Source organism: Ohtaekwangia kribbensis (genome assembly GCF_042676245.1).
Classification (GTDB): Bacteria; Bacteroidota; Bacteroidia; order Cytophagales; family Cyclobacteriaceae; genus Ohtaekwangia; species Ohtaekwangia kribbensis.
In genome coordinates this window covers 1645626-1664843 of record NZ_JBHTKA010000001.1, presented here as the reverse complement: position 1 = coordinate 1664843, position 19218 = coordinate 1645626, and the positions used below count along the sequence as shown (strand labels likewise).

Genomic DNA, 19218 nt, shown 5'->3' with positions numbered 1-19218 from the left:
ACAGTATGAAACGTCACATTCACAGTTAAATGAAGACGGTGGCAGGATGTAATATCTTCGTCTTCGATCATATATAAAGGCATGTAATCGCGGTGTCAGCGGTATAACGTAACCTTTTTTGACAGAACGCAGCCGGGCTTCCCAAAGTCTTGTTACACCGAAAATCTGGATTTACCGCTACCAAAGGCGTGTTTGTCGCGATAGCACTCAGCGAAACGTAATCCATGATGGGTTATGATGTTCTGTATGCCGCTTTTTGAAAAATACGCAACATTGATGTTGGATGTAATGAAAAACTATAATTCCCTTGTTGAATGCCCGCTGATGTATATAAGTTTACATTCGATTGTAACTTACAGAACCAAGGCATGCCGCGACTGCTCATTACATTATCATTGTTGTTTTTGAGTATATCTTTTTGCTACCCGCAATCTGGTGAAATCGCGCTTTTGAATGAGGAACTGAAGGGCACTGCTAGCGATACAATCCAGGTTAATGTATACTGTGCTCTTTCCAAGTTCTATTGGTACCGGAATCCCGACAGCGCAATACTCATGGCAGACCAGGCGCTGGAACTTGCCCGAAAATACAACTTCAAAAAAGGCATTGCATTAAGTTGTGTTAACAAAGGCGTTGCCCTGGTTGCTAAAGGCAGATATCCCGATGCACTGCGTTGCCACCTGGAGGCTCTCAAGATCAGCGAAGAGCTGAAAATCAAAGGGCTTACCGGCAATAATTTCAATAACATAGGTATAGTATACGCTACCATGGGCAACTATGACAAAGCGATTATATACTATGAGAAAGCACTCGCTATTTTTGAAGAGTATGGTAACGCGGCTATGTTACCTACGATGATTAATATAGCAGATATGTACTCTAAGACGGAAGGCTACGCGAAGGCTATGGAGTATAATCAGCGGGCGTTGAATATAAGCCTTGAAGAGAAAGATACGGCCAACACCGGCATTATACTTTATAATATGGGTGAGACGCTGCATAAAACCGGGCAAGATGAAAAAGCCATGGAATACCTGCAGGAGTCACTTGCTATTTCCATGCGTGTTCGTGATATAGAGGGTATTTCCTATAGTTATAATTTACTGTCCAGTATATACCTTGGTCAGAAACAATATCGTAAGAGTATATCGTACGCTGAAAAAAGTATTGAGAACCTGACCACAGCCGGTAATAAAGAAATATTGCTGGAAGCTTACCATACATTGTACAAAGGCTACGAGGGCATAAAGAACTATCGTAAATCGTTATACTATCGCAACCAGGAAATTGCGCTGAAAGAAGAAATGTTCAGCATCGAAAAAGAGCGCGAGGCTAACAATCTCCAGGCAGAGTACGATCTGCAGCGCAAGCAACACGAGATTGAAATGCTTGAAAAAGACAAGGCACTTCAGCAGCGTGAAATTATACGCGACAAATTCAGAACGAAAACCTATATGGCGGGGCTTGCGTTGTTGATACTGATTATAACGTACCTGGTCATTTCAAATCAGCGCAGAAAGAAATTCAATGTACTGCTAAAGGAACGCAACGCTGCTATAATAACGCAGAAGGAAAAGATCGATGAGCAGAATGCACACCTGGAAAAACTCAACACCGTCAAGAATAAATTACTCTCCATCATCAGTCACGATTTCAGAAGTCCGTTGAACTCGCTGCAAAGCATGGTAGAGCTCATTGGCGATGGCACACTCACCACAGCTGATATACGTCAGATGAGCACGCTTATGAGCGAGAAGCTGAACGTAACGGTACAGCTTGTGGAGAACATGCTGCATTGGGCCAAGAGCCAGATGGATGGTACGGTGCTGAACGCAGAACATTTCGATCTGCAGAAAGTAGTAGATGAGAACGTACGCCTGGCCAAAGGTCATGCCGATACCAAACGCGTACATATATCTGCACGGGTAGCTACACCGGCAATCGCTTTCGCCGATAAAGCTACGGTTGATATTGTGATACGCAACCTGGTGAACAACGCCATTAAGTTTTCACGCGCGGGCGATCGTCTTTCGCTTTCAGTAGTTGATCAGGAAAGGTTCGTGAAAGTTACTGTACAGGATACCGGTACAGGTATACCTACAGAAAAACAATCGAAGCTTTTTGATGGTGTTGGCGGTTTTACAACACCGGGTACATCCAACGAGAAAGGTACCGGCCTTGGCTTGCCTCTTTGTAAAGAACTGGTGGAAAAAAACGGGGGAACGATCTGGTTTGAAAGTGAACCCGGTAAAGGAAGCTCCTTTATGTTTACCATTCCGCGCGATCGCCTCGAAGTAGCGTAAGTATATATATCAAAGTATATAGCATAAAAAATCCTGCTACGACTTTTCGGAAACATGGAAGGTCGCGCAGGATTTTTTTTTAGGAGATCCACCCGTAGCCGCTACAGGTGGATCATTACATTTTCCAGTGCTATGAAAAGTGTATGTATCGTTACACTAGAATTTTAGCGTAGCGGGTAAATATTTGGCAACCAGGTCCTCGTAATAAGGACGCAGTTCAGTCCAGTTTGGAGGAGTCGGATTTTTAGAGTATAGATCGTATGGATTGAAAACATTTACCCATTTGAACATCTTGTGGTCGTGCTCATCCATTAAATGATCGTATGCATGCTCACGGTGTTGCGCATAGAAAGAGTGATAGCGCAGCATATAGAGCGCAGGCTCCGGTAAATAATCTTTCATCATCTGGTATACATATTCATCGTGGCCCCACGACATGTGTACGTTTCGCAGGCCGCACTGGGGCTCATATATACCATATTTCGTATTGTATTTTTCGTTGTGATGATCCGGGTTGGCATCAAAGAATTCCGGGAACACAATCTTGTCAGAATGTGCACAGCCTACCGGGAATGTATCGCCTACCACAGCCCACTGCGGTTCACCAAACAAACAAAGAACTTTACCCATGTCGTGAACCAAACCGGTTAACACCATCCAGTCAGGATGTCCGTCTCTGCGGATCGCTTCAGAAGTTTGCAACAGGTGTTGCATCTGGTCGAGGTCTGTATCCGGATCGGAATCATCTACGAGTTGATTCAGAAAATCAAAAGCCGGCCATATAGACATTTCTTTTTTATCGAAGCGCAAAAAGTTCTCACGCTTCTGCATAACAAAATCATAAGTCTGATACGTATGATTGAGTCTGTAAAATTCACGAACAGTATCCCGTTGCGGAGTCTCATAGTTCCTGTACTCTTCCACTGATTTTTGATCAGCTATAGCTTCAGGATCCGGATACCTGCGTAACAAATCATCTTCCCATTCATCCAGATTTGTCAACGGATTACTTTCAATTTGAGGTTTCATAAAATTGATTTGTTTAATTTTTGGAAAGCGAAAAAGGTGTACTCGTTTGGAATACACATATCGAACTTGGTGAATTATATCTGCTCAATCAACGATTTGTACCGGCTTATTTACGAAACCGTTTTCGTATATAGATTGATTTTGCGTTATTTAACAAAGCCCAACGGTACATGAGTGTAACGATAAAGAAAATTGCGAAGGACCTTAATCTGGCTGTTTCAACAGTATCAAAAGCTTTACGCGATAGTCACGAGATAAGCGCTGAAACCAAAGCACGCGTTTTTGAATATGCCGCTAAACTGGACTATATACCCAATCCGTATGCCAGCAGCTTAAAGAAAGGAAGAAGCGGAAACATTGCGGTGGTGCTACCCGAAGTAGCGGATAGTTTTTTCTCGGCAGCCATTAATGGTATAGAGTCCATTGCGCACGACAAGGGCTATCACACCATGGTATACCTCACACACGAAGATGTGCAGCGCGAGCAATCAATTGTACGTGAATTTCGCAACGGACGAGTGGATGGTGTGTTAATGTCCATTGTAGCCAACGATGAAAAGTACGAGCACCTCACTGAACTATACGCCAATAAAATTCCACTCGTATTCTTTGACCGTGTTTGTGAAAGTATTGAGACAGCCAGTGTCGTAACGAATGATTTTGATTCAGCGTATGCCGCAGCGAAACACCTCATTGACCAGGGCAGCAAGCGTATAGCATTCTTGTCTATGCCGGGTGAGCTCGCCATCATCAAGCACCGCCATCAGGGATATACCCAGGCATTACGCGACCATGCGCTGCCCGAGCGCGTAGTGTTTTGTACCGATAATGAAGATGAGAACAACGCTATAATAGAGCAGCTGCTCACAGCAAGTGATCGCCCGGATGGAATTATAGGCTCCATCGAAAAGGTAACGATGCCGGTATATAAAATATGTCATGCCCACCGCATCGCCATTCCATACGATATAAAAATTATAGGCTTCTCGCATTTACAGATAGCATCGTTGCTCGATCCTCCGCTTACTACCGTTACACAACCCGCATTTGAAATGGGCAAAGCAGCGGCTACCATTCTTTTTAAAGCGCTGGAGAAAAAGTATAATCTGAAGAACGAGCGCATTATTATACCTTCCGTTTTAAATGTGCGTGCGTCAACGCACACGATGTCGATTGAAAATAAATAATATACTATATCTGCCCGGTGGCCGTGTTTTAAGGGCATTTTATACTTTTAAAGGATAGTATTTCGGTAAAGTATATTTGTCCTTTCGTATTTATTGCCTTTCTTTATAGAAGCGACCCTATATGAGCTCCCACCAGGACCCGCATGCTATACTTTGGAATACCTTTAAAAAAGGTGATTGGGAGGCGTATACCAGCCTATATCATGTATACTATCGCCTGCTGAACAACTACGGCTATAAATTTACCCGTGATATAGACTTGATTGAGGATGCTATACACGATCTCTTCGTACGGCTGTGGACAAATCGCAACAACCTGGGTGAACCTATTTCAGTAAAGAACTATTTATATAAGTCGCTTCGGAACATTCTGTTCAGAAAATTGAAAACACAATCGCGCTTCTTCGCGATACAAGACGATGAGGAATCTATACCGTTTGAAGTTGCACACGACAGCCAGTTGATCCTGAACGAAGAGGAGGCCATGCTGCAGGCCACCATCCGGAAAGTATTACATACCTTGCCCGCCCGCCAGCAGGAAATTATATACCTGCGATTTTACGATGGGCTCTCATACGAAGAGATTGCCGACATCATGGCTATACATATCAATTCAGCCTATAAACTCTTATATAAGGCGCTTGAAAATGTACAGCAGTCACTGGGCGTATTAAGTATCGCTACAGTGGAAATCATGCTGCGAACCGTATTCGGCTCATCTGATTTCCAGAAATACATGCATCATGCGAATGGTGTAGTGCACGCACATAGCGCTTGAATCAAGAAGTAATGTGCCACCAATAACTTCTCTGACTTTCCGACTCTTCTTACTTCTTGCTCCTTAATCCTTTCCTGCTGATTTTGAAAAATGCTCGTCATGCAGATAATTCAGTGTGCTTGTGTGTATTCATTTGAAATAATCTTTTGAAAATTTTCTTATTGGAAGGGATAATTTGGTCTGCTCAGGTCTAATAGGTATGAGTTTAACAGAATTCATACGACATGACCTATCGCGACTACGCACAATACACACTATCTGATTTTTTAGAAGACGACTCCTTTATTCAATGGGTAATCCGGCCGGATGCCGGGAGTAATGCCTTCTGGCAAGCCTTCGTGGTACAATACCCACAGAAAGAAAAAGTAGTACGCGAAGCAGCAACCATAATACGGGTATATAGGAGTCAGTCATTCTTTGCAAATGAAGAACATCGCGATGATGTATGGAAACGCATTGGTGCAACCCTGCAGCAGCAACAAACTATAGCGCCTGCTAAAACTGTACGCTTCCCTATATATGCGCGTATTGCGGCCTCTGTAACATTACTCCTCACTTGTACATATATACTCTGGATGGTGTTGGGTAAAGAAGCCCATACTATAAAAACTGCTTTTGGTGAAGTTAAAGCCATTACACTGCCCGATCAGTCGATCGTGATGCTCAATGGAAATTCAGAGCTTACCTATACAGGAATGTGGACACAGGATGAGCCACGCGAAGTATGGATAAAAGGTGAAGCATACTTCGATGTAAAACACATCAACCAGGACACTGCTAATATTTTGCCGAATCATCGGTTCATCGTGCACGGAAATGGTATATATATACAGGTACTCGGTACATCGTTCAATGTAAAGAGTCGCAGAAACAAAACCAATATAGCATTGCTGAGTGGGAAGATCGAAGTAAGCTATACCGATGCGTCACAGGTTTCTTCCGGTGGACTTGTGCTGATGCCCGGTGATTACGTTGAGTATGCCGGACAAAAGTTACTCTCCAAAAAGAAACTCAACCGACCACACAAGGTTGCCACATGGACCGTGCGTGAAATAACCTTCATTGATCCATCGCTGAATGATATTATGGAAACGTTGCAGGACAGCTATGGATATTCTGTCAATGTAGAAGACCAGGAGTTGATGAATATGAAGATAGAAGGGGAAATCAGTGTAACGAGTGTAGATGAATTACTTGCACTCGCTTCGTCAACGCTGGACATCCGGATCGAGTCATCCGGTAAAGAGATTATTATAACACGGAAGTAAGTTATATACCTGTATCTGCCTATACCTAAACCATACACTATGAAAAATTTCGACTCAATTACACTATGTGGATTCTTCTTGCTGGTGGTTGCCATCAACCTGTCTCCGGAATGTTTGGGACAGCAGTATGCCAGTGCATTTTCCGGAAATGTGCGCATCTCACAGAATAAAACGGCTGTAAACGTGCAGTATGATGAAGATGGAAATCTTACACTGAAGGAAGCGCTTGAGCAGATCAAGACACGCTACCGGGTGAAGTTTGCCTATAAGGAAGGCTTGCTGGATGACAAGCGTGTATCCCGCGCATTGCTTAACAACACAGCCTATACTTTGGAAGAATTGCTGGAAAGAATTTTGGGTGGTGTAGCGTTGAACTATAAACGAATCAATAAACGGCAGTTCTCTATCTTCTCTTCTCCGCAGGAACAGAAAGAAGAAAATGCTCCAACAGAAGCCGAATCTTCCGAGACCGCTATACAAACCTCGATGGAAGAAACAGAACGTGTTCTGAAAGTATCCGGTATAGTTACCAGTCAGGATGACGGGTTGCCGCTGCCGGGCGTAAACGTTTTGCAGAAAGGAACAGCCAATGGTACAACTACAGATGCCGATGGTAAATATATACTTACACTACCCGATGAAGGCGGTATACTGGTGTTTTCCTTTATAGGATATGCTATACAGGAAGTACCGGTAACGACACAAACAACGGTAGATGTTGTGATGCAGCAGGAAGCACAGTCGCTCAACGAAGTGGTTGTAACCGCGCTCGGTATAGAAAAAGAAAAAAGTGCCGTAGCCTATTCAGTAACCGAAGTAAAAGGTGAAGAGTTTACACAGGCACGCGAGAACAATGTAGCCAACGCGTTGAGTGGTAAGATTGCCGGTGTAAATGCAACCGGTATGTCTACCGGGCCGGGAGGATCAAGCCGAGTGGTGATTCGCGGAAATGGTTCGGTGACCGGCAATAGTCAGCCGCTCTATGTGATCAACGGTATGCCTATCGATAACTCTGTTCCCGGGGGAAGTGCAACACCCAACGGTATAACCAGCAACGTTGATCGCGGTGATGGCATAGCAGCCATCAATCCGGATGATATAGAGTCTATAACAGTTTTGAAAGGTGGTACAGCAGCAGCACTTTACGGCTCGCGCGGAGCCAACGGAGTTATACTTATTACTACAAAAAAAGGTCGTGCACAAAAAGGTGTAGGTATCGAGTATAATTCTACATTCTCCCTCGAACGCGTTTCTGTCTTCCCGGATTTTCAATACGAATACGGACAAGGTGATGGAGGCGTAATGCCAACAACACTCGAGCAGGCACAGGCTACGGGACGAAGGTCGTTCGGAGCAAAGATCGATGGCTCTACTGAGTATATGGCGGCCGATGGAAAGAATCATCCGTATACGGCACAACGCGACAATCTCAAAAACTTTTATCGCACCGGTACAACGTTTACCAATACGCTTGCATTCTCGGGTGGTAACGATGTATTGCTATACCGCCTGTCACTCTCCGATCTGGACAGCAAGAGTATATTACCGAACAGCAAGTATAATCGCAAGACAGCAAACCTGAACATCAGCGCCAAACTGAGCGATCGCCTGCGCGTTGAATCGGTAGTCCAATATTCATTGGAGTCAGCTAAGAATCGTGCGAGTGCTGGTGATGCATTGGGTAATCCCAATTGGACACCGTATGAAGTTGCCAACACCGTAGATATACGCTGGCTTGCACCTGGTTATGATGCACAAGGCAATGAAATTTTCTGGAATGATGCAGCCATTGCCAGCAACAGTTACTTCGTGGTAAACAAGTTCAAGGAAGAAGATGATAAGAATCGTTTTATAGGACAAGCTTCGATCGCGTATGATATCGTAAAGAACCTGACCTTGAAAGGAACGATCACGCGCGATTTCTATAACTATAATTATGTCAATATACTGCCCACCGGTACACTCTATACACCACAAGGCGAGTATGCCGGTATAAAGTCAAACGTTTCAGAAACCAACGGTATGATCACCGCCAATTATAAAACAGAGATTGCCGGGAAGTTTGGTATATCTGTATTGGCCGGTATCAACGGACGCAAGTTTGAGAACAAGCAACTGAACTTGTCCGGCAAAAACTATATACAGCCATACTTCTATAGTTTCTCCAACCTGGCTACATCTTCTACCGTGCCCTATACCGGTCGCGTTACAACGAACTCTGTGTTTGGCTCTGTCGATCTGGACTATAAAAGCATGTTGTTCCTTACAGCAACCGGGCGACAGGATTGGTTCTCTACCTTAAGTCCGAAGAACAATCATATATTTTATCCGAGTGTTGGTGCAAGCTTCGTGTTGTCAGACGCAGTGTCTTTGCCACGTATCTTTAATCTGGCACGCATTCGCGCATCGTGGGCGCAGGTCGGTGGTGGTGGTCCTGATCCGTATGCCATCAACCTTACCTATAGCAGTGTTGCCAGTGCCAGCTCCGTGCCGTTGCAGAATGTTACGACACAATCGGATGGTACTACAGCAATCACCAATGTAAACCTGAAACCATTTACCTCTACAACAACCGAAGTTGGTTTCAATATACAATTGCTCAATAACCGGTTGGGCCTGGATCTCGCCCTGTATAATCGCAAAACGACTGATGACATTGTGAAGGTGCCTATATCCAACACCTCCGGTTATAGCTCCGCTATACTTAATTCCGGTGAATTGAGTAATAAAGGAATTGAGTTGTTGCTCACCGGCACACCGGTTAAGACAACCAATTTCAGTTGGGAAACCAGCTATAATTTTGCCTACAATCAAAGCGAAGTGTTGAAACTCGCAGATGGTATAAGTACATTTTCCCTTGGAAGCTCGGCAAACGGCAATGCCTTTATCAACAACAAAGTTGGCAAGACCTACGGTGCTATATATGGATACCGGATGTTGCGCGATGATAATGGAAATGTAATTTATGATACCAACTCCGGCCTGCCCTTGCAGACGGATATAAACCAGGAACTGGGCAAAGGCGTACCACCGCTCACAATGGGCTTCAACAGCGACTTCCGCTACAAGAATATATCGCTGAGCTTTTTGATAGATGGTAAATTCGGTAATAAAGTGTTTTCTGTAATGGAAGTATATGCCACACGGTTAGGTTTATTAAAGTCAACGCTGCCTGGGCGCGAGAATGGTTTAGTGCTAACCGGTGTAACAAAAACAGGCGACAGCTTTACCCGCACCATACCGGTAACCGAACTTCGAAGTGGCTACTATAATAACCTGAACCGCTATACCGAATTGTTTGTACACGATGCCAGCTTTGTAAAGCTGCGCCAGGTAATTATATCATACCATATACCCGTTTCCAAAGTAAAATTCCTGCGTATGCAATCGGCCAGTATAGCATTTGTGGCACGCAACCTGTTAACGTTCTATAAGAAGACAGACAACTTTGATCCGGAGACAAGTCTCACAAACGGTCCTGCACAAGGTATAGAATCCATCGGCTTGCCGCGCACGCGTTCGTATGGAGTGAACCTGATGCTCAAATTCTAATCTTTAAACACGAAGATCATGAAACATACAATACAGAAATATATCCAGGGAGTATTGCTGACCCCGGTTCTCTTCATGCTGGCGTGCGACAATAACTTTGATGACGTAAATACCAATCCGGATGCTGTCTCAAAAGTTACTCCGCAGTATATATTCAGCAAGGCACAGTATGATGGCGTGCGGTACGGAGGCAACACGCAGGCGTTGTTATTGGGAACCATGCAGTATACCACAAGCTATAACGATGTTGCCGGATTTGGTTCCAAGTATGTAGCTTCTCAGAGTGCACAGTCCAGTTCAGTCTTTAGTCTTTCGTATCCCAACCAGATCAACGAGATCGGGGAAGTGATCAAAGCAGTACAGGACGACCCCACGCGGGTGAATATGTATGCCGTGGCAAGGATATGGCGCGTGTTCTGTTTCAGCCGCCTGACAGATCTATATGGCGATATACCTTATTCTGAAGCGGGCCAGGGGTATAATGCATCAGTCTTTCAGCCGGTATACGATACACAGCAAAGTATATATGCAGATATGCTGAAGGAGCTGGAGGAAGCCGTACAGAGTCTTGATGTAAATAACGCTGTTACCTTCGGAACATCCGATCTTATCTATGGGGGTAATACAGCCCAATGGAAAAAGTTTGCATACTCCATGATGCTACGCCTCGGTATGCGCATGACAAAAGTAAATGCTGCAGAGGCTCAGGTATGGGTAACAAAAGCTATAGCCGGTGGTGTTATTACAAGCTATGCGGATATAGCGAAACTTACCTACATCGGTTCCGGTCAGGATATTAACAAGAATCCGTTAGCGTTGAGCATGCTCAACGATGACTATATCAAAGCCGATGGAGTCTCAAACACAGAGGGCGGTAAATATCAAAAAGTCTTTATTGATTCGTTGAAAGCAAATAACGATCCGCGGCTTGGCGTATTGGCGGTGGTATATGTAGACGGTGTGGCAAGTTCTGATCCGGCTATACAGAAAGGTATGCCGGCCACGATAAACGGAGTGAAGCCTGCCGACTTTGTGACATACTCAGAGCCGAATCAAAAAACATTGCTGCGTGTAGCCGCGCCCATGTTACTCTTTACAGCAGCCGAAAGTAACTTCTTGCTTGCTGAAGCCGCGCTTCGTAACTGGTATACGGGTGAGACAGCGGATGAGCTTTATGAGAAAGCCGTTCGCGAGGCCATGTTGCAGTGGGATCTCATCAGTGGTACCGCCGGTACAATCTCAGAAGATGCCATAACAGACTATATCGATGCGCACCCGTTAGAGACAAGCGCTCCCATCGATGTGCAAATGGAACAGATATATACGCAGTTCTGGCTGGGTATATTTCCGGATGCGCAGGAAGTATTCGCAAACTACAGGCGTACGGGATATCCGGCATTGGTTCCGAATAATTATCCCGGTAATGCCACCGGTGGTAAAATTTTCAGAAGATTCCTTTACCCGGTAAACGAAGCTACACTGAACACAGCATCCTATAACGAAGCCATCGGGAGACAAGGTCCTGATGATTTCCTGACCCGCGTGTGGTGGGACAAAGAATAGACACTGAATCCAAACTTTATACTCATGAAAGAACAACGCAGAAACGTGTTAAAGAAACTGACAGCATCACTGGCCGGTATATTAGGGCTTGGTTATGCTGCACAGGCAGGGAATGATACCAGCAAAACTGCTTTTAATGTAACCACCGACCAGGAGATACCACTATTCTCCGGAGCTGTGAAACATGGTGGTTTTGTATTTATTGCCGGCAAGGGTGCCCATTTTGAAGGTGATATAAAGGCGCATACCGAACATGTTTTAAAAGAACTTGAAAAAGAGCTGAAGAGCGCAGGCTCTTCCATGGACAAAGTAGTAAAGGTAAATGTATACCTCAACGATATAAAAGACTACCAGGCTATGAACGAAGTATACCGCGGCCGTTTTGGCAACAAGCCTCCCGTACGCACAACGGTAGGGGTAGGCGGTGGTGTCCCGGGAAATTCGCTGGTAGAGATAGATTGCATCGCGATCGTCTGAAAAATTTCCCCTCTCACGGGAATGTAATGTGTTAATTTTTTCTTCAGGCTTCTCACGTGCTCTTGCTTGGTTTGGTCAAGAGCCGTGGAAGCTATTGTTTAAAAAATAGCTGTGAGCTTCGAGGTGTGAGCTGTGAGATTTTAAAATATAGTTATTACCATGATTAAGATTAAGATATGCCTAAACGCAGAGATGTATTAAAACAGATTTCAACGCTGCCTTTACTGGGTGGACTGGCTGCCAGTGTAATGCCGTTGGATATAGTGGCAGCACCACGGCATAAAGATTATTTTAAGGAGCTGGGTATCCGTACGTTTATTAATGCTGCGGGTACCTATACTTCCATGACAGGGTCGCTTATGGCGGATGAAGTGGTGGAGGGTATACAGTATGCGTCCAAAGAATATGTATTGCTGGATGAGTTGCAGGATAAGGTAGGGGAGCGAATCGCGACCCTGTTACATTGTGAAGCCGCAACAGTTACTTCCGGGGCAGCATCGGCCATTACACTGGCAACAGCCGGTATATTAAGCGGCATGGATGAAAAGAAAGCTGCGATGATTCCTCATCTCGAAGGCAGCGGCATGAAAACGGAAGTGATCATGCAAAAGGCGCACGATATAGTATATGCACATGCGCTGCGTAACTGTGGAGTGAAAGTAATATTCGTGGAGACACGTGCCGAGCTTGAGAAGGCGATCAACAGTCAGACAGCGTTGATGTTCTTTGTGAACGCCAATAATTTCGAAGGGAAAATCCGCGCTGAAGAATTTGTGGAAGTTGCCCGAAAATATAGTATACCTACTATAAACGATTGTGCCGCGGATGTTCCACCGGTAGAGAATCTTTGGAAATATACCCGTATGGGATTCGACCTGGTGTGTTTCTCCGGGGGAAAAGGTATACGCGGTCCGCAAAGCGCAGGACTTCTGTTGGGAAGAAAAGACCTGGTTGCAGCGGCCCGGTTAAGTGCTCCGCCACGCGGTAACACCGTAGGGCGTTGCATGAAAGTAAATAAGGAAGAAATTCTGGGAATGCTGATTGCGCTCGAAGTATACCTTGCCAGAGATCATGCGCAGGAGTGGAAGATGTGGGAGGCCCAGATCGCTGTTATCAACGATGCCATTAAATTGATGCCGGGTGTGGAAACAAAGATAGATGTACCACCCATTGCCAACCATATACCTACACTGAATGTGTCGTGGAATACGAAGCAGGTAAAGCTCTCCGGTGATGAACTGAAGGAAAAGCTTCGAACGGGACATCCGTCAATTGAAGTAGCCGGTGGCGGTGCCAACAGTGTAAGCATTACAACCTGGATGCTCGTGCCCGGACAGGAGAGAATTGTGGCATCGCGACTTCGCGAAGCGTTGCTTAAAGCTGCTGTGTAATGCTTGCTCGATTATCTATACATCGATTGAGACCGATATGGTTGCGTGGTTTGCTTATAATCTTTTTACTATTGGATAACAGGCTATATGCACAAGACTATACGTTGCTGTTAAAGGGCGGTCATATTATCGATCCGAAAAATAATATCAATGGACCTGCCGATATAGCGGTGCGTGCCGATACGATTGTGGCCATTGGTAGAAATCTCGATGCTTCGCGCGCGCGGCAGGTGATTGATGTTTCGGGTATGTATATATCTTCCGGACTTATCGATCTTCATTCTCATAATTTTTATGGCACAGAGCCTGATCATTATTTGAGCAACGGCTTCGAGGCACTGCCTCCCGATGGATTTACCTTTCGGTGTGGCATCACTACGGTAGTGGATGCCGGTGGTGCCGGATGGAAAAATTTTACAGTCTTTCGCGATCAGACGATACGACAATCCAAAACGCGCGTACTCTCTTTCTTAAATATAGTAGGTGAAGGAATGCGCGGTGGTCCGTATGAGCAGAACCTGGCAGATATGGATGCGCGCATGACAGCGCTGGTGGCACAACAGCATCGTGAAATTGTAGGCATTAAAGTAGCGCATTACTCCGGCAGTGAATGGGAACCGGTGGATCGCGCGGTCGCTGCCGGGAAGATAGCACGTATACCGGTGATGATCGATTTCGGTGGACACATTCCTCCGTTGTCGCTGCAGGAGCTTCTGGAAAAACACTTACGTCCGGGAGATATATTTACCCATACATTCGCGCGCGTTGCCGGCAGAGTACCTGTTGTGGATGCGCAAGGTAATGTCCTTCCATTTGCGCGTGAGGCTCAACAGCGCGGTATACTTTTCGATGTAGGTCATGGCGGAGGAAGTTTTCTGTTTTCACAAGCTGTCCCCGCTATAAAGAACGGATTCTTTCCGAATACTATCAGCACCGATATACATACCGGCAGCATGAATGCCGGCATGAAGGATCTTCTGAATGTGATGTCTAAATTCCTAAATATAGGGATGAATCTACAGCAGGTGATTCAATGCACCACGTGGGCTTCCGCTAAAGCCATTAACCGCGATGACTTAGGACATCTGTCTGTCGGTGCTGTTGCAGATATAGCGGTGTTCACTGTACAGAACGGTAAATTTGGTTTTGTAGATTCTGGCGGGAATAAAGTAGCCGGTACTAAAAAACTGCAATGCGAGCTGACTATACGTGCGGGAAAAATTGTGTACGACCTCAATGGTATTTCAAGTCTGGTATGGATGCCGGAGCAAACCGCTCGTGGTAAATAAAGAATAAATCTGTAAGGACAACCAACGCAAAGTAGATATACATGAAGTCAATGATGATGTTGCTACTGGTGCTTGCACCGGTGGTCGTTTCACTCGCACAAACTATAGCGCGAGACGAACTTATATTTCTTACCTCAGAGTGGAAAGGCGAACGTTTTACTGATGGCCGACCGAAGTTACCCGATGAACTGCTGGAACGTGCCAAACACGTTACAATAGAAGAGGCATGGCTTGTGTTGAAGAATGAAGGCTACCGCTGTCAGTTTGAAGGGAACTGGAAGGTTGTGAATCATAACGCAGTGATGGTTGGGCGTGCGTTAACAGCCATGTATATACCGAGTCGCCCGGATATAGAGAAGAACATCAAAGAGCGCGGTAAAAAGGAAGGCCGCATCGGAAATACCAATGCATGGCCCATTGATAAATTAAGCAAAGGCGATATATATGTAGCAGACTGTTTTGGCAAGATACAGGGCGGTACATTGATTGGCGACAACCTGGCAAGCTCGATCTATGCGAAGTCGGGAAACGGAGTTATCTTTAACAGTGCCGCACGCGACCTCGAAGGTATATCTAATATACAAGGCTTTAACGCGTGGGTTCGCGACTGGGATCCATCGTACCTGGAAAATGTAGTGTTGATCGGTTTAAATACACCCATACGTTTAGGACAAGCCGTAGTGTTGCCGGGCGACCTCGTGTTGGCCAAAGAAGAGGGCGTAATTTTTATACCGGCACACCTTGCTCAGAAAGTGATTATCACCGCGGAGTTCCTTTCCCTTCGCGACAAGTTTGCTTACGCGATGCTACGTGAAGGCAGATTTACTCCGGGCGAGATTGACAACCAGTGGACAGACAGAGTAAAGGAAGCCTTTTTGCAATGGCTCGATAAAAATCCCGGAGCATTGCCTATGAAGCGTGCCGAGCTGGATGAGTTTATGAAGAACAGAACCTGGTGAGGATTCTTCCTGCGATCAATCAGACTACATTAACTTTTAAAGATGCTCAGGATATATAGCTATAAAACCTTTTTTTGCCTGTCGGCTCTTTGCTTGCTGACAGCCGGTATATTGATATGGACAGACGCAGATAGTGGCTCGGGTATATTACTGGTGGCGGCTGTGGTGCTGCTGGCATTGGGCTTTCGCCGATATGCTGCGCTGAAGGGATATACCTATACCATGATGGTGATCGCTGCGGTGATTGCAGCCATGTTTTATCCGCAGTATTTTATTACCGTTGGCGATTTCCGGCTCGACCGCATGATAACGCCATTGCTACAGATCATTATGTTCGGTATGGGAACCGCGATGAGTGCGCAGGATTTTATAGGTATCATTCGCATGCCGAAGGGCGTGATTGTAGGTACACTCAATCACTTTACCATTATGCCGCTGCTCGGTTTTACACTTGCGAGTATATTTGATTTTCCCCCGGAGATTGCCGCGGGTGTTATACTCATTGGGTGTTCTCCGTGCGGTATGGCGTCTAATGTTATATCGTATCTCGCACGAGCTAATCTGGCGCTTTCCATTACACTTACTACTGTATCAACTTTTCTGGCGCCTATACTTACTCCGTTGCTCATGAAGCTACTCGCAGGACAGTTCATCGAGATTGATGTTGTGAAGATGGTTTGGGACATTACCAAGATTGTAATTCTCCCGGTAGGAGCAGGTTTACTCTTCAATCATCTGCTGAAAGGCAAAGTGAAATGGCTTGACGAAGCAATGCCACTACTCTCTATGGCAGGCATCGGGTTTATTATACTCATTATTACAGCAGCCGGTCGCGGAAGTTTGCTGGAGATAGGTATAGCATTGATTGCGTCTTCACTCATTCATAACACTGCAGGATATTTTTTAGGATACTGGTCTGCACGATTGTTCCGTATGCAGGAACAGGATTGCCGAACCATTGCCATTGAAGTGGGGATGCAAAACGGTGGTCTTGCTTCCGGTATAGCCCGGGAGATGGGCAAGCTTGCAACCGTAGGATTGGCGCCTGCTATATTTGGTCCACTCATGAATATAACCGGATCAATGCTTGCAACCTGGTGGCGTGGGCGTCTGATTGAAGATGATGAGGTGAGGAAAGTAGAGGAGACTGTCAGGGGAAAACTTGAGACAGAGCGTTGATATCCATTGAAAAATGATTTCCCGCAGAATGCTTCTGCGGGAAATCATGAACTATTATTTCTTTATCGTAAAGCTAGCGACAGCTTTTTCATCTTGTGAGTTGCCGCCAACAAATATAGTATACTTGCCCGGCACAACTTCCCAGGTACTTTTATTCAGGTTCCACTTTTGCAGATCAGCAATCGGTATACTTAACGTTATATCCTGCTGACCACCTTTGGCTATATGTACGCGACTGAATTGCTTCAGCTCCTTCAACGGAGCACGCTCACCAGTAGGATACTTGATATAGGCCTGAACAACTTCATCGCCATCATACGAACCGGTATTCTTTACTTGCACCGTACATGAAACTATATCTTTTGCTTTGTAGGATTCGCGTGGTTTTTCTTTCCAGGCGTAAGCGAACTGCGTATAGCTTAGTCCAAATCCAAAAGGATATTGCACCTCGCCCGTAAAGTAACGATACGTTCTTCCTTTGGTAGCGTAGCTGTCGTAAGCAGGCAGATCGTTGAATGATTTGTAGAACGTTACTGGCAGTCGTCCTGAAGGAGAAACTTTTCCGAAGAGTATATCTGCCAAAGCGTTTCCGCCTTGTTCTCCGGGATACCAGGCAAGTATAACGGCATCCGCGTAGGGCTCGATCGCAGCTACATTTATAGCACTGCCGGCAGTTACTACAGCTATAATCGGCTTCTTGTGTTTCTTGCGTAGTGCTTTTAGAAATGCTATATGGCTGGCCGGTATATTCAGGTCAGCTTTATCGCCACCGTGAGCCGCGAGAAATGCATCGCCTTCTTCACCTTCCAGCACAGGCGTAAGTCCTACCACGGCAATGGTAACATCACTGTTCTCGGATGCCCACAAACCACCGAAATGTACTGAGTCAACATCGTTACAACCCAGGTCATACTGCACAACGGTAGCAGGACCGGCAGCTTTGGTAATGCCTTCCACGAACGTGACTACATCCGAAGAAACACCGTGATAATTTCCTAACAACGCATCGAGCGATGCCGCGTTAGCTCCGGCCACAAGTATACTTCCATACGATTCTGATTTCAACGGAAGTATATTCTTGTCGTTTTTCAGCAGTACCATACTTTGTTGAGCAGCCTTACGCGCATAGTTAACATGGGTTGCGCTACGTATACTCTCTTGTCCTAAAGACGAGAACGGTACATTTTCAGGGTTGTCGTAGAACCCAAGTTTAAATTGTGTGCGCAGGGAAGGAGCAAGAGCATCATCAATTTCTTTTTCGGTGATAAGATTTTGCTGAACCGCTTTCATCAGATCATCCTGCAGCATATTGGAGCAATCTAGATTCACACCGGCTTTGATTGCCGCTGCAGCAACGTGTACAGCATCGGGCATTACTTTATGACGCAGCCATATATCTTCGAGCGCCCAGCAGTCTGTTACTACATGTCCCTTGAATCCCCATTCTTCACGAAGTATTTTATGCAGCAAAGTATTGCCTGTACAACAAGGTTCGTCATTCACACGGTTATAGCCACACATCACCGATTCGACACCGGCACCTACCAGTTCATGAAAAGCATAGAGATATGTTTCGCGCAGATCTTTCTCGTCAACAATAGCATTGAATGTATGGCGGTTTGCTTCCGGGCCACTGTGCACGGCAAAGTGTTTGGCGCACGCTGATGTTTTGAGATAATGCGGATCGTTTCCCTGCAAGCCCTTTACAAAAGCTTTCCCCATGCGCGCTGTGAGGTACGGATCTTCACCGTATGTTTCCTGTCCACGGCCCCAGCGCGGATCGCGGAATATATTAATGTTCGGAGACCAGAACGTTAGTCCCATATACTGTATCCTGCGATCTTGTTTCACGGCCAGGTTATACTTGGCGCGTGCCTCGGTAGAAATAACATCTGCGATGGAATGTTGCAGATCATCGTTGAACGTTGCCGCCAGGGCAATAGCCTGCGGAAATACCGTTGCTTCACCGGCCCGTGCTACTCCGTGCAATGCTTCATTCCACCAGTTATATACCGGTATACCAAGACGCGGCACACCTTTGCTGTTAAAACCGAACAGGTGAATTTTCTCTTCGAGCGTGAGTTGCTTCAGCAGATCGCGCACGCGATCGTCTGCCGGGAGACTTGCATTCTGGTAAGGTTGCACCGTGCTTTGTGCAGCAGCAGGCAGGGTGAATAAAATTACACACAGAAACGTGTGTATGAAGTAAAGCGTTCGCATGGCAGAACCGGGTTAAAATTGAT

At 45.6% G+C, this 19218-nt stretch carries 13 protein-coding genes; 11 read left to right on the top strand and 2 right to left on the bottom strand.

All coding sequences use genetic code 11. The features are described 5' to 3' along the window. Nucleotides 1–368 precede the first annotated feature (368 nt). Nucleotides 369–2303: a tetratricopeptide repeat-containing sensor histidine kinase gene (locus tag ACFQ21_RS06605; RefSeq protein WP_377576566.1), complete on the top strand. Its 1935-nt coding sequence runs from the start codon at nucleotides 369–371 to the stop codon at nucleotides 2301–2303. 156 nt (nucleotides 2304–2459) lie between these two features. On the opposite strand, the gene ACFQ21_RS06600 is transcribed toward ACFQ21_RS06605, so the two are convergent. Then, on the bottom strand, nucleotides 2460–3332 hold the full coding sequence (locus ACFQ21_RS06600; RefSeq protein WP_377576563.1) for an inositol oxygenase family protein: 873 nt from the start codon (nucleotides 3330–3332) through the stop codon (nucleotides 2460–2462). 170 nt (nucleotides 3333–3502) lie between these two features. On the opposite strand from ACFQ21_RS06600, the gene ACFQ21_RS06595 reads away from it, so the two are divergent. The 10 genes from ACFQ21_RS06595 (at nucleotide 3503) to ACFQ21_RS06550 (ending at nucleotide 16975) form a co-directional block, all read left to right on the top strand. Then, entirely contained in the window at nucleotides 3503–4519 is a 1017-nt protein-coding gene (locus ACFQ21_RS06595) for a LacI family DNA-binding transcriptional regulator (RefSeq protein WP_377576560.1), read from the top strand. A gap of 121 nt (nucleotides 4520–4640) precedes the next feature. Further along, nucleotides 4641–5297 (top strand): RNA polymerase sigma factor, encoded by a 657-nt coding sequence (locus tag ACFQ21_RS06590; protein WP_377576558.1) that lies wholly within the window; start codon nucleotides 4641–4643, stop codon nucleotides 5295–5297. Between the two features lie 224 nt (nucleotides 5298–5521). Beyond that, nucleotides 5522–6565 carry a FecR family protein gene (locus tag ACFQ21_RS06585; RefSeq protein WP_377576554.1) on the top strand — a complete coding sequence of 348 codons (1044 nt, stop codon included), beginning with the start codon at nucleotides 5522–5524 and terminating at the stop codon, nucleotides 6563–6565. Nucleotides 6566–6604: 39 nt separating this feature from the next. Next, the gene (locus ACFQ21_RS06580; protein WP_377576551.1) at nucleotides 6605–10117 is read left to right on the top strand and encodes a SusC/RagA family TonB-linked outer membrane protein; all 3513 of its coding nucleotides are present in this window, start codon (nucleotides 6605–6607) and stop codon (nucleotides 10115–10117) included. An 18-nt stretch (nucleotides 10118–10135) separates the two neighbouring features. After that, nucleotides 10136–11680, top strand: a complete 1545-nt coding sequence (locus tag ACFQ21_RS06575; RefSeq protein ID WP_377576549.1) for a SusD/RagB family nutrient-binding outer membrane lipoprotein — start codon at nucleotides 10136–10138, stop codon at nucleotides 11678–11680. A gap of 24 nt (nucleotides 11681–11704) precedes the next feature. Beyond that, nucleotides 11705–12157 carry a RidA family protein gene (locus ACFQ21_RS06570; protein WP_377576546.1) on the top strand — a complete coding sequence of 151 codons (453 nt, stop codon included), beginning with the start codon at nucleotides 11705–11707 and terminating at the stop codon, nucleotides 12155–12157. A 176-nt stretch (nucleotides 12158–12333) separates the two neighbouring features. Beyond that, complete coding sequence (locus ACFQ21_RS06565; protein WP_377576543.1) at nucleotides 12334–13548, top strand: aminotransferase class V-fold PLP-dependent enzyme; 1215 nt, start codon at nucleotides 12334–12336, stop codon at nucleotides 13546–13548. Next, entirely contained in the window at nucleotides 13548–14837 is a 1290-nt protein-coding gene (locus tag ACFQ21_RS06560; protein ID WP_377576540.1) for an amidohydrolase/deacetylase family metallohydrolase, read from the top strand. The genes ACFQ21_RS06565 and ACFQ21_RS06560 overlap by 1 nt, the downstream gene beginning before the upstream one ends. A gap of 41 nt (nucleotides 14838–14878) precedes the next feature. Further along, nucleotides 14879–15796 carry an RraA family protein gene (locus ACFQ21_RS06555; protein ID WP_377576537.1) on the top strand — a complete coding sequence of 306 codons (918 nt, stop codon included), beginning with the start codon at nucleotides 14879–14881 and terminating at the stop codon, nucleotides 15794–15796. A gap of 42 nt (nucleotides 15797–15838) precedes the next feature. Beyond that, a complete protein-coding gene (locus ACFQ21_RS06550) occupies nucleotides 15839–16975 on the top strand; it encodes a bile acid:sodium symporter family protein (protein ID WP_377576534.1) in 1137 nt (378 codons plus the stop codon). Nucleotides 16976–17029: 54 nt separating this feature from the next. Here the strand turns inward: ACFQ21_RS06550 and ACFQ21_RS06545 are convergent, their stop codons facing one another. Continuing rightward, a complete protein-coding gene (locus ACFQ21_RS06545) occupies nucleotides 17030–19195 on the bottom strand; it encodes a glycoside hydrolase family 3 N-terminal domain-containing protein (protein WP_377576531.1) in 2166 nt (721 codons plus the stop codon). Nucleotides 19196–19218 lie beyond the last annotated feature (23 nt).